The sequence below is a fragment of the Coleofasciculus sp. genome (genome assembly GCF_046539235.1).
In the GTDB taxonomy this organism is placed as follows: Bacteria; Cyanobacteriota; Cyanobacteriia; order Cyanobacteriales; family Coleofasciculaceae; genus Coleofasciculus.
The window spans coordinates 1-13,397 of record NZ_JBKHHI010000164.1 but is presented as its reverse complement, the minus strand read 5'-3'; the positions used below and the strand labels follow the sequence as shown (position 1 = coordinate 13,397).

At 44.0% G+C, this 13,397-nt stretch carries 7 protein-coding genes; 2 read left to right on the top strand and 5 right to left on the bottom strand.

Annotated elements, in window-relative coordinates; all coding sequences use genetic code 11:
• On the bottom strand, positions 1 to 183 hold a 183-nt coding region (locus tag ACLFWI_RS15765), incomplete at its 3' end, for a DUF433 domain-containing protein (protein WP_446413710.1).
• Between the two features lie 401 nt (positions 184 to 584).
• On the opposite strand from ACLFWI_RS15765, the gene ACLFWI_RS15760 reads away from it, so the two are divergent.
• On the top strand, positions 585 to 1,688 hold the full coding sequence (locus ACLFWI_RS15760) for an ABC transporter ATP-binding protein (RefSeq protein WP_446413709.1): 1,104 nt from the start codon (positions 585 to 587) through the stop codon (positions 1,686 to 1,688).
• Between the two features lie 473 nt (positions 1,689 to 2,161).
• Here ACLFWI_RS15760 and ACLFWI_RS15755 read toward each other — a convergent pair whose 3' ends face one another.
• The 4 genes from ACLFWI_RS15755 to ACLFWI_RS15740 form a co-directional block, all read right to left on the bottom strand.
• Positions 2,162 to 6,415 (bottom strand): amino acid adenylation domain-containing protein, encoded by a 4,254-nt coding sequence (locus ACLFWI_RS15755; RefSeq protein WP_446413708.1) that lies wholly within the window; start codon positions 6,413 to 6,415, stop codon positions 2,162 to 2,164.
• Between the two features lie 137 nt (positions 6,416 to 6,552).
• Complete coding sequence (locus ACLFWI_RS15750) at positions 6,553 to 10,110, bottom strand: SdrD B-like domain-containing protein (RefSeq protein ID WP_446413707.1); 3,558 nt, start codon at positions 10,108 to 10,110, stop codon at positions 6,553 to 6,555.
• Positions 10,104 to 10,682 (bottom strand): thioester domain-containing protein, encoded by a 579-nt coding sequence (locus ACLFWI_RS15745; protein ID WP_446413706.1) that lies wholly within the window; start codon positions 10,680 to 10,682, stop codon positions 10,104 to 10,106. Before ACLFWI_RS15745 ends, ACLFWI_RS15750 begins: the two co-directional genes overlap by 7 nt.
• A gap of 487 nt (positions 10,683 to 11,169) precedes the next feature.
• Complete coding sequence (locus ACLFWI_RS15740) at positions 11,170 to 12,186, bottom strand: aspartate carbamoyltransferase catalytic subunit (protein ID WP_446413705.1); 1,017 nt, start codon at positions 12,184 to 12,186, stop codon at positions 11,170 to 11,172.
• Positions 12,187 to 12,442: 256 nt separating this feature from the next.
• Between ACLFWI_RS15740 and ACLFWI_RS15735 the strand changes: the two genes are divergently transcribed.
• Complete coding sequence (locus tag ACLFWI_RS15735) at positions 12,443 to 13,354, top strand: peptidoglycan-binding protein (RefSeq protein WP_446413704.1); 912 nt, start codon at positions 12,443 to 12,445, stop codon at positions 13,352 to 13,354.
• Positions 13,355 to 13,397 lie beyond the last annotated feature (43 nt).

Genomic DNA, 13,397 nt, shown 5'->3' with positions numbered 1-13,397 from the left:
AATATAGGATAAGGCAGCGTTAATTTGCTCATCTGTAAGATCAAACAGCGCACGGATAAACGTTGGTGGATAGTGAGCCGTCAGGTAGTCCATCACGTCGTAGAGTGTGATGCGTGTACCCGAAATAGTTAATCCACGTTCTGTACGGATGATGTTTGGTTGCTGATTGTCCGCTGAAGCCATACCCGTAACCTTATGCAAAACTGACTCTATCGTATAGGAAAATGGTGGGGTTAGCTATAAACCACTGTACATCCTGTTCAAGCGAATTTGGTTTGGGCAGATGCTTCTTCGTGGGAGAAAGGTTATGCTGAAGTTAGATTGGGCAACTAGGTATGGATTGGACTATCCCACTGCGCTCACAACAAGCGGACTTCAAACAATAATCATAAGTTAGCTGTAACTATTAAATAGTCATATTTGTGTAGTTTTATATAAACAGTAATCTCCCTTTAACCGATCTGTAATAAACAAAATCTAAATGTTAATTAGCAAAGCTGGACACTTGATCAAGCAAGCATTAATATTTTATAATAGCATACCATTGGGGCATCTACGGCTAAATTACCAATTCAGGTTCTAAAATGGCTAGTGTTGTTTTTGAAGGCGTCAATAAAAAATTTGCTGATTTTATCGCAGTCAATGATTTAAATCTGACCATTGACGATGGTGAATTTCTCGTCTTTGTCGGTCCCTCTGGCTGCGGAAAAACTACCTCCTTACGGATGCTGGCGGGACTTGAGGATATCAGCCAAGGCAGTATTTATATTGGTGAGCAGCGAGTCAATGATGTTCCGCCCAAAGACCGGGATATTGCCATGGTTTTCCAATCTTACGCCCTGTATCCTCACATGTCCGTCTATGAAAATATGGCATTTAGCCTGGAGTTACAAGGGAAGCGGAAAGGCGAAATTAAAACCCGTGTTGAAAGTGCCGCCAAGCAATTAGGAATTGACCATTTACTGTACCGCAAACCCAAAGAACTCTCCGGAGGACAGCGCCAGCGAGTGGCGGTGGGTCGCGCTATTGTTCGTAATCCGGCTGTATTTTTAATGGATGAACCCTTATCCAATTTAGATGCGAAATTACGGGTACAAGCGCGGGCAGAAATTAATAAATTGCATAACGAATTAGGTACTACGTTTATTTATGTCACCCATGATCAAGTGGAAGCAATGACCATGGGCAGCCGGATTGCAGTGATGAATCATGGCGTCTTGCAGCAAGTTGATACCCCCCAAAAGCTGTACAATTATCCAAATAATGTCTTTGTTGCGGGTTTTATTGGCTCTCCGGCGATGAATTTTTTTGAGGCAAAATTAATTAGTAAAGAGGAGAATATGTATGTAAAAACAGATTCATTTGAAATACATATTCCTCCAGACAAAGCCCTATTTTATCAACATTATTCAGGAGAAGAGGTTATCTTTGGCATTCGCCCAGAAAATATCCATGATCCTGACTATATTCCCCCAGGTATTCGTCCAGATTCTGTTCAAGCCACAGTATCTGTTACGGAAATGATGGGGAATGAAATCATTGTTTATCTGACGACGCCAACAAATCAGGAATTTATTGCCAGAGTTGATCCGCGATCGCGCATGGCTGTGGGACAATCAATTAGTGTGGTGTTTGATCGGTCTCAGTTTCACCTGTTTGACAAGCACAGCCAACAAGCGATTACCTGATTCTCGGTTCCCTTGAACATTGTAGAGACTCCTAGGCGTGGAACGTCTCCCGATGGAACGTCTGCATTTGACTTCTCCATTTATACTAATTTTTTAGATGAAAGGCGTCAAGGTTTAATTCGAGCATCAGGCGTATCCGATGGTCATCTTCTGAGTGATCAGTATCAACTTCTCAATGAGAAAGTATTTGATATCACGCGATCGCAGCTTAATTTGTTGCGGGAGCTTTTTGTTTCATGGGGGAAGCCAGATGTTGCGGGAGCTTTTTGTTCCATGGGGGAGACCAGAGGATGCGGGAGCTTTTTTTGCTTATGGGATGCGAGGGGGAGCGACAATGTACCGCATAGCAGAGCAAACTGCTGTAATTGATGCAAGCGGGTCGCCCCGACAATGAATTCTGGACATCCATATCGCCGAAACCCTTGATCTACCCTAGGGTGGGGATTGCCCACCAGCTTATGCGTCAGTACCATTCAGGTTAAATACATTTGCAATTGTTCAGCAAGTTGTTCAATTTGAGGTGACTGCAAAAAACTATTGTGATATCCGGGAATCTCTTGAACGTCTAAACCTGCCCTAGCTAAATTGCTGAACATGTCATGATTTAATGTTTTCAACTCACTGGATATAAAAAGATTGATTTTACCTGGATAAATTTGGGGTGTATAGTTATTCGTCGCTTGTCTAAACTGTTCCAGGACATTGTTAGCTTGAAGCTCACGCGGCATAGGCTTTTCTAAACGTGAATATAATTTACCCATGGCTTTTTTTAGATTAAATCGTATCCTCTCAATTATACAAAATAATTTTCTTTGAAATTTTATTTTATGAAACAAATAACTTAATCCTAATTCACGCAAATTCTGATAATAAAAATTAATCCCAATTTTATCAATACCCCATATAGCATCAATTAAGCCTAAAAAATTAACTGTTTCACCTTGACAATGAAGTTGTTGGGCAATTTCAAAGGCTAAATAAGAATCATTACAATATGCCACTAAATAATAAGGACCTTGAGGTTGAATTTGGCGCATATCTTCGATAAACTTATGAGCAATATCGTTTAGCGTGAATTGAGAAAAATTTTGTGTCAAATAGTCGATAATTTCAAAAATATTAACAGAGTAAACTGGTTGGTATTTGGGAAAATATGAGCTAAGTTTCCAGGCATAGTTGATCGAATTAACAAAAAACAAAGGCGGTTTATTTCCGTTAGGGTTAATTGTAACGACCGACGATTCAGGAATAATCTCTTGTTTAGTCTGTAATATCTTGGCTAATTTTTCAATCGTTGGTGATTCAAATACTGTAGTTACCGGAAGATCTTGACCAGTCTGTTGTTGAATTTTACTAAACAGTCGTAGTCCGAGTAAAGAATGTCCGCCTAATTCAAAAAAGTTATCACGAATACTAATAGGTTTAAGATTGAAAACAGTTTCCCAAATCTTCTGGAGTTGCCGTTCGATTTCATTGCGCGGTTCAACAAAATGATTCTCTGTACAAGCAGTATCGGGTACGGATAACGCTTCGTCAGCACTTGGATGCCATTGTGGGGATAGTTGAGTGGCTTCAGCTTCTGTTAACAGAGGCAAATGTTTAATCCGTTGTTCGGGATGGGTAAGGATTTCTTGGAGTAATTGTTGAAAATGTCCAATCAAACGAGTAATTGTCTGATCGTTATACAAATCCGTATTATATTCAATCGAGCATTGCAATCCTTGCATTTTCGGCTCAACTAAGAATACCAAATCGCAAATCGCCGCTCCTTTATTGAACCTTTTATCAGTAATTTTAAGTCCAGGTAATTCAAAATCACGCTGAGGAACATTCAGCAAAATGAAAACCACCTGAAACCAGGGATAATAACTGAGATTTCGCTTATATTTAAAGTTCGATAACACCTTCTCTGCCGGAAAATCTAGATAGGTATACCCCTCTAATGATACCTTTTTGACCTGTGCCAGAAATTCCCGGAAAGACGGATTGTTATTGATCTGAGTCCTTAACGGAATAATATTGGCAAAGCAACCAACTAAATTTTCTAAGCTGCTATAGTTGCGGCTAGCAATAGGAGAACCAATCACAATATCGTCTTGGTTACTATAACGATGAAGTAAAATTTGGAACACAGCGATTAGCACCATAAATAAGGTAGCGCCATGAGTTTGACTGAAGGACTCAATTTGATTCCTGACGTCTTGGTTAATGTGAAAATATTGAATTGTCCCTTTAAAAGTTTGTCTGGCAGGACGAGGATGATCTGTGGGTAATTTTAACAACGGTAAAACACCCGTAAGTTGATTCGTCCAATAGTTGAGGAGTGCGGTTTCAGTGTCTCGCTGCCGTTGTTGATGCCATAGCGTGAAATCACCATAATTCACCTGAATTTCTGGTAAGTATAATTGACTTCCTTGGCGAAAATGAGTATAGAAAACCGAAATTTCATTTAATAAGACGCCCAAAGACCAACCATCACTGATAATGTGATGACAAGTAATCATTAAAATAGAATCATCTGTTCGCACTTGGAACAAGTTAACCCGAATCAGAGGAGCAGTTTGCAGATTAAAATAGTGACGAGCTTCTTGATTAATTAAGGTTTGAATGTGTTCCTCTTCCTCGTCTTGACTCAACTGATCAGTGTTCACATCTACAACAGCAATCTTAATCTTGAGTTCAGGGAGAATGTGTTGCCTGGGTAATCCATTCACCACAGTAAAAACAGTGCGTAGGGATTCATGGCGTTTGATCACCTGATTAATCGCTTTTTCCAATAGTGTAATATTCAGAGTTCCCTGAAAACGAAACACCATGGGTAAGTTATAAATGGGGTTTTGTTCGGCGCGTTGTGCCAATAACCAGATTCTTTCTTGGTAAACTGTTAAGGGTAAATCATGACCATGATTAATTGCCTTTAACGGATTAATTTCGCTAACACCATCCTGGAGAATGCTATGCGTCACATATTCGGCTAAACTGGCAACGGTTGCTACAGAGGATTTACAGTTTTGCAGCATCGCTGATACCGGAATATCCACGCCAAATGCATCTCGAATCCGAGACAAAATGCGAGTAGCTTGTAAAGAATTTCCGCCTAAATCAGTAAACCGTTCATTAATCCCCACATCAAAGCCTAAAATTTCTTGCCAGATTGCCGCAATCCGATGTTCTGCTGGGTTACGAGGCTTAACCAATTGACGATTTAACCCTAAATTATGATTAGGCGCTGGTAACGCTCGTCGATCTACCTTTCCATTAATATTTAAGGGGAATTGATCTAAAATAATCAAGGCTGACGGAATCATATAACTGGGCAGTTTTTTGAGCAGAAAGGGTTTGATGTGATCCGGATTTAATTCCCGATGACGATCTTCGGGGACAAGATAAGCCACTAAACGCTTATCACCAGGTTTATCTTCCCTGGCTAAAACCACAACATTTCGCACATTCGGATAGTTCTGTAAAACTGCCTCAATTTCTGCCAATTCAACGCGAAATCCACGAATTTTAACTTGAAAATCAAGTCGTCCTAAAAACTCAATTACGCCATCTTCTCGCCAACGAACCTTGTCTCCTGTTTTATACAGACGAGACTTCGGATCATGACTAAAGGGATTGGCAATAAACCGCTCTTGGGTTAAATCCGGTTGATTCAGATAACCCCGGGCTAATCCATCGCCGCCAATGTATAATTCTCCTGGAGTACCAATGGGAACCCGTTGTAAATTAGGATTGAGAATATAGACTTGGGTATTGGCAATCGGACGCCCGATAGGAATAGAGGTTTTTGTGGTGTCCTCTAGTGTAATTTTATGACAACAGGTAAAGGTGGTGTTTTCAGTGGGTCCGTACCCATTAATTAGTTGACAATCGGGTAATTCGGTTAAGACTTTTTTGACATGGGGAATCGATAAAACATCACCGCCTGCTAAGAGTTGCCGCAAGGGTTTAAGGGCTTCTATCTGTTCCTCGACCATTAAATGAAATAAGCCAGCCGTCAACCATAAGGTGGTAATGTTGTGTTGTTTAATGGCGGTAGCAATTTCTGGCAAGGAGGGTATTTTAGCCTGCATTAAAACCAGTTTGCTGCCATTTAACAAAGGACCCCAAATTTCAAAGGTTGCCGCATCAAAGGCGATAGACGCCAGTTGTAAAACCACTTCATCGACACCAAAGTGGGCATAATTGGTATTTTTTACTAACCGAACCACTCCGCGATGTAATATACAAACGCCCTTAGGTTTACCCGTTGAACCGGATGTGTACATCACATAAGCTAAGTTGTTGCTGTTAACGTGATGAACGGGAGGAATAGGCGCAGAATCATTGGTTGAGTTGAGACAATCCTCAACAGATAGGATATGAATAGTTGCAGGGGTTTCTGGCAGAGACGTTAACCTATTTTTTTGTGTAATTAAAATGGGGGATTGGGCATCATCTAAAATAGTTTTTAATCGCTGGGGTGGGGTGGACGTATCTAAGGGTAAATAAGCGCCACCCGCTTTGAGAATGGCTAATAGGGTAATAATTAATTCAGGAGAACGCTCTAAATACAATCCAACTAAGGTTTCTGTGGTTACGCCAATACTTTGTAAATAATGGGCAAGTTGATTAGATTTTTGTTCAAGTTCTTGATAGGTAAGCTGCTGATTGTTGTACGCGATCGCAATGGCATCAGGACTCTTTGCAGCTTGGCGTTGAAACAGGTCATGAATGGTAGACATTGAACTCTATATAATTTTCTCAAAAGCATTAAGAGGGATATCACTATTGATGTTTAGATTAGGTGAGACAACGTATTAATCTTGCCTCACCCATATCATCAGTTCAGGGTAAGCCTTGCCTATCTTATCCCTAGGGATTAGAAAATGAAGTGACTAGCAGACAAGCTATTGACATTAGCATTTGCCACCTCAACCAGATCTACCGGATCATAATCATCACCAAAACCATCTTGATCAATGCTGATAACTGCACCGTAGGAATTGGAGCCAAGTTGTACATAACCATCGCTGATCGGATTATTGCCGGTATAGCCAATTTCCTGGAGAAGTTGACTCATATCAATGACATCAGCACCCACTTCAAAGTCAGTAATCTGATCACGACGATCGTGCAGACTGGTGAAGACAAAGTTGTCAGCACCGCCACCTCCGGTTAAGATATCCCAGCCAGCGTAACCCACAATTGTCTCATCAGCATCCGTACCTGTTAGCTGATCAACACCAGATGTTCCGGTAATTTCATCCGCATCGGCTTGAGGATTTACAGTAGGATTAACATAGCCACTGATGTCACTATCGCTGACCGTATCGGCTTGTACCGTCGCCACATTTTGATACTCCCCAAAACTGGTTTCAGTCACGGAAACATCCAGTTTCTTCAGCTTAAAGGAGTCATTGCTGCCATCGGTGTAGGCAGAAATCACTACCGTATCACCTGTTGATCCGGCATCATTGACATCAGCCCAGCGATCGCGTCCATGATGGGTAAAGTTATTTTCCTTAGTGAAGCTATTCAACAGGCTGTCACTTAATTGTGAGATATCCGCACCATCGCGATCGCCGATCCAGATGGACATATCGCTATCCCAGCCGACATAATCCAGGAAGGCTTTGTCTACTGTGACATCTTGGTCGAATTCAAACAGGATGTAATCGGTACTACCGCTATTATCAACGCGGTGAGAGAATATATTTTCATTGCGGTTCGTCACACCTAACCCGCCCCTGTATGCACCTAAATACGCATCGTTCCAGGTTCCCGATTTCTGACTAAAGGCGCTGACATCAACCGAAACCCCATCTTGAGTGAAGGTACGAACATTGCCATTGGCACCATCCCAACCACTCGAACCCGTTAAGATGAATCGGATGTCAGAAGTCGTCGAACTTGACAGATCTTGTGCTGCTTGTGTGCCAGAGGAGTAGAGCCAGGTTTCACCGGGGCTGAGGATGCCATCGGAGCCAACATCTGTGGACAGATCTAGGGTAGGAGTAAAGTCATCACTGGTATCACCCGGCGTGCCATTGTCATCGCTGACAATCACGTCATTGGTAGAGAAGCCCACATTCCCCGTATTGGTGACTTCGTAGGTAAACGTGACATTGGTACCGGCGGCAATTTCCGGCAGGTTATTCAGATCCGTCACATCAATCCCATTGACGAACTTCTCAATATCAATGCTGGGATTGGGAGTAGGATTCACATAGCCACTGGTGTCACTGTCGCTGACAGTACCCGCCTGTACCGTCGCCACATTTTGATACTCCCCAAAACTGGTTTCAGTCACGGAAACATCCAGTTTCTTCAGCTTAAAGGAGTCATTGCTGCCATCGGTGTAGGCAGAAATCACTACCGTATCACCTGTTGATCCGGCATCATTGACATCAGCCCAGCGATCGCGTCCATGATGGGTAAAGTTATTTTCCTTAGTGAAGCTATTCAACAGGCTGTCACTTAATTGTGAGATATCCGCACCATCGCGATCGCCGATCCAGATGGACATATCGCTATCCCAGCCGACATAATCCAGGAAGGCTTTGTCTACTGTGACATCTTGGTCGAATTCAAACAGGATGTAATCGGTACTACCGCTATTATCAACGCGGTGAGAGAATATATTTTCATTGCGGTTCGTCACACCTAACCCGCCCCTGTATGCACCTAAATACGCATCGTTCCAGGTTCCCGATTTCTGACTAAAGGCGCTGACATCAACCGAAACCCCATCTTGAGTGAAGGTACGAACATTGCCATTGGCACCATCCCAACCACTCGAACCCGTTAAGATGAATCGGATGTCAGAAGTCGTCGAACTTGACAGATCTTGTGCTGCTTGTGTGCCAGAGGAGTAGAGCCAGGTTTCACCGGGGCTGAGGATGCCATCGGAGCCAACATCTGTGGACAGATCTAGGGTAGGAGTAAAGTCATCACTGGTATCACCCGGCGTGCCATTGTCATCGCTGACAATCACGTCATTGGTAGAGAAGCCCACATTCCCCGTATTGGTGACTTCGTAGGTAAACGTGACATTGGTACCGGCGGCAATTTCCGGCAGGTTATTCAGATCCGTCACATCAATCCCATTGACGAACTTTTCAATATCAATGCCGGGATTAGGGATCAGCAATCCGGCATCCAATGTATCGTTAATCTCACCCGACTCTAACGTTACCGTCTGAGTCATGCCATTACTGGGGTTGGCATCACTATCCACCCCATCATCGCTACCCGCATCTTGTGGGCTAAATATATAGCCATCGGGGGCGAAAAACATGACTTTATATTCACCCGGCGTTAAGCCAGTAAATGAGTATTCTCCATTGGCATTTGTTGTCGTAGTAATTGGGTTGCCATTGCCATCAAGAACCGCTGTGCCATCCGGATGCTGGAGTTTGACTAGAACGTTGGCAATGCCATTTTCCCCAACATCTTGTACGCCATTCCCGTCGGTGTCTTCAAATACAAAGTCTCCTAAAGATGCTAATTGATAAAAACCGGAGTCAATCGTGGGGTCATTTTCCCCAGGTGCGAGACTGACAATATCAGAGACTAAACCATCACTGTCAACCGTATCATCGCCCCCTTGGTTCGCCGGACTGACTTCATAACCATCGGGTTGTTCAAATTGAACCTGGTACTCACCTGCAAGGACTGAAAATTCATAATTGCCATTAGCATCCGTGGTGGTGGTTTCAACGACTTCGCTATCTTCAATCACACCGTCACCATCGATGTCGGCGAAGAGATTGACGGTAACGCCAGCAATTCCCGCTTCGCCAGCATCCTGAATCCCATCGGCATCACTGTCTAACCAAACGGTATCTCCTAATTTGGATAATTCCACTTCAGCGATAACAATTTGTTTATCCGGCAGACAATCCCCATCGGTATCCGGAACCAGGATGAGTCCGAGTTTGCCAACGACTTGTTCGCCAAATATCGTTGTATAGTCATATTCAGGAACAAATCCTTCACCATTGCTTTGAGCCAGACTGAGAATTTCATCGACTCGCGCTTGTTCCCAAGCACCTAAACTACCGCCACCGTTTGACTGTTGGTCATCAATTAACTCCCAGATGGCTCGTTGCACATCCCCTGAGGTATAGGTTCCATTCCCAGTTGATGCTTGTCCCTCAAAGCCTTGATTGAGAATCCAGTTGACGAGATCTAAATTTTCCGGCTTTTCGATTAAACCCGGTCCGATTAGTTCATCAGGTAATGGTTCACCACTTGAGTAGACTTTCGCCGTATACTCTACATTTTGGTTAATCGGGCGATCAGTATCCAGGCAATACCCATCAAAGGTCATCCCCTCAAAAATATTATCGGTTCCGGGGATATCTTTGATGGTGATATCCACATAACTGGCATCCGGATCACTCCCTGCGTCGAGCTGAATGCTAAACGTCAGCAATCTGGAACCAGGATGACTCCCATTTTACCAATGACTTGTTCGCCAAATATGGTTGTATAGTCATATTCGGGAACAAATCCTTCACCATTGCTTTGAGCCAGACTGAGAATTTCATCGACTCGCCCTTGCTCCCAAGCACCTAAAGTACCGCCACCGTTTGACTGTTGGTCATCAATTAAAGACCAGACGGCTCGTTGAATATCCCCTGAGGTATAGGTTCCATTCCCGGATGATGCTTGTCCCTCAAAGCCTTGATTGAGAATCCAGTTGACGAGATCTAAATTTTCTGGCTTTTCGATTAAACCCGTTCCGATCAGTTCGTCGGGTAATGACTCATAGCTGGAATAGACTTTAGCGGTGTACTCTGTATTTGGGCGAATTCCCCGATCGGTATCAATACAATACCCATCAAAAGTCATCCCCTCAAATACATTTTCTGTACCGGGGACATCTTTGATTGTTATATCTAAATAACTCGCATCCGGATCATTACCTGCGTCTAGCTGAATGCTGAACGTCAGCTCATTTGGTAAAGCTGCGTTGAGAGATGAGTAGATGTTGGATTCTGGCATTGGACTGGATTAGAAAACTTAAGTGGATTAGTTAGTTCGAGTTGACTTGATCAAGGTATAAATCAGAGCCGATAATGGTTCTTCTGCTTTTTTAACCTTTCTAAATGCCCGACTTTTTATTTGTATACAACTCTACCTGAAAATAAAAATCAAAAGCAATAGACGAAAAACAAGTTTCATGAAAACTTTAAGACTCACCCAAAAATCTTTATTGAAACTTGACAAAATCAACCTTGACAATCCAGTCAAACAGGACTATCCCCTAACCAGCCTGGAGGCGATCTTCATCAAAACTTTAAGAACTAATCTAATTTTTATCGAAACTTTAACATCAATCGCGCAATTCTCCACCCACCTATCCTATAAGTAGGGCTTGCTATAGGGAGTCTTGTGGTGAGCTTAGGGAGATGGGGGAGATGGGGAGATGGGGAGATGGGGGAGAAGATTCCCAATCAACAATCAACAATCAACAATCAACAATCAACAATCAAGACTTCCCACTCCCCATCAGATAAAGCAGCGCCATGCGTACCGCTACACCACTGGTTACCTGTTGAGAAATTAAACTGAATTGTGGATCATCCATTAACTCTGAACTAATTTCCACGCCACGATTGACGGGTCCGGGGTGGAGGATTTTGACTCCAGGGTGGCAAAGTTTTAAGCGATCGCGCGTAATCCCATACCGTTGATGATATTCTCGCAAACTGGGCAATAGATGCGCGGTCATGCGTTCTTTTTGCAGCCGTAAGGTCATGATAAAATCGGCATCTTTGAGCGCCGGTTCAATATCCCAATGCAAGAATAGCCGCCGATTAGGGATTGGTGATTCAGCCTGATCTCCAGTTCCCTGGACATATTCAGTAAACTCCTGGGGGACTAATGTAGGTGGACCGGCTAAATGAACCTCAGCGCCACTGGCGGTTAGACTCCAAATATTAGAACGAGCAACCCGTGAATGGACGATATCCCCAACAATGGCAATTTTTTTGTCGGCTAAGAGTTTCAAGCGAGGATACTCAAAATCCAATAGGGATGTAATTGTAAATAAATCCAGCAACGCCTGAGAGGGATGTTCATGTTGACCATCGCCTGCATTCAAGATACCGACATTTGTCTGGAGGCGATCCATTTCAGTCGCGATCGCATGGGGGACTCCTGCTTCTCGATGGCGAATCACCATCATATCAGCTCCCATTGCCAAATAGGTTTTTGCCGTGTCGAGAATGGTTTCTCCCTTGGTCAAGGATGAGGTTCCCGGTGCAAAATTCAATGTATCCGCACTTAATCGTTTGGCGGCGAGTTCAAAACTACTGCGGGTGCGGGTCGAGGGTTCAAAAAACATATTCGCCACCACCTGACCTTGTAAAGCCGGGACTTTTTTGGTGCGTCGGGAGAGAACTTCCCGACAGCTAGCGGCTGTTTGTAAGATGGTGTCGTATTCAGCCGACGTAAAATCTTCCAAGGAAAGGACATGGCGGCGAGTCCAAGTGGCAGTAGCCATAAGAATAAGAACAGGAAATGGATAGAGAAGGGCTAACCGACTCATTAAACCTTTCTTTTGAGGGACGTTAGCTAGCTTATTGTCCATAATAATACTATTAGAAAAAAAATTCTTAGTTAGATGAACCCAGCCGTCGTCGTTTCGCTATCCCCAACTACTTCTGTTGCAGGTAAATGGGGAATTAATCCGGGTATTGAATCTGTCTTGTCTACGGTGAAGGTTCATCACTGCGATAAACGAACAGTGAGGTGTTCTCATGGAAACATTAGCCTATACTCATTTCTCTGCCCAAGCCGATGACATGACTCCCCACTCCCAGCCGAGTGCTGATGGGTTGGTCTGGGAGTCAGAGTTTCAGGCTCAACTACCAAGTTTAGCCTGGATTCAGGGATTAGCATTGGCGATCGCACTTTCTTCATTAAGCTTAACCAGTAGCGCTTGGGCGGCTGTGGTTAATACCAATGGTAGTCCGCTAAATGTGCGATCGGGTCCCGGTTTAGGGTATGGCGTGGTGAACACTCTCACCAATGGGACGACGATTCCGCTGAGTGGTCGTGACTCCGATGGTTGGTCTCAACTGGCTAATGGCAACTGGGTCGCTTCTCGCTGGGTACGAGGTGAGAATGGTGGTAGTACTGTTCCATCCGCCGCTGTCTTGCGCCCCGGTAGTACGGGGACAGCGGTAACCAATCTGCAAAATCGATTGCAAGAGATTGGGGTTTATAACGGGCCCGTCACTGGCTATTATGGTCGCCTCACCGAAACCGCTGTGAGAAGGGTTCAGGCGTCTGAGGGATTGACGCCGGATGGGATTGCTGGACCGACGACGTTAACCGCCTTATATGGAGAGGATGGGGATGGGGGAGGTGCGACTCCCGTGACGAATACAGCCGTGGTTAACACCAATAACAATCCTCTGAACGTGCGATCGGGTCCCGGTTTGGGGTATCGTGTGGTGGGTACAGTAGCCGATAACCGAACTGTTAGCCTCAGTGGTCGTAACGTTAGTGGCTGGTCTCAACTGGCAAATGGCAACTGGGTTTCCTCTCGCTGGATTGTCGGTGAAGGTGGCGGTGGAACTCCAGCGACGGATACCGCCGTGGTGACGACGAATGGGAGTCCGTTACATAAGACCTACTCAAAGCTGGTCAACCTTAGTCAGACCTAACCTTGATGCTTACTTCCTGCTTCACTCTGGCAGTGACGGCACT

Excerpts from the sequence above, each read along its gene's own strand:
- ACLFWI_RS15760 (WP_446413709.1), top strand. The coding sequence starts at position 585 with ATGGCTAGTGTTGTTTTTGAAGGCGTCAATAAAAAATTTGCTGATTTT.
- ACLFWI_RS15755 (WP_446413708.1), bottom strand. The coding sequence starts at position 6,415 with ATGTCTACCATTCATGACCTGTTTCAACGCCAAGCTGCAAAGAGTCCT.
- ACLFWI_RS15745 (WP_446413706.1), bottom strand. The coding sequence starts at position 10,682 with ATGCCAGAATCCAACATCTACTCATCTCTCAACGCAGCTTTACCAAAT.
- ACLFWI_RS15740 (WP_446413705.1), bottom strand. The coding sequence starts at position 12,186 with ATGGCTACTGCCACTTGGACTCGCCGCCATGTCCTTTCCTTGGAAGAT.
- ACLFWI_RS15735 (WP_446413704.1), top strand. The coding sequence starts at position 12,443 with ATGGAAACATTAGCCTATACTCATTTCTCTGCCCAAGCCGATGACATG.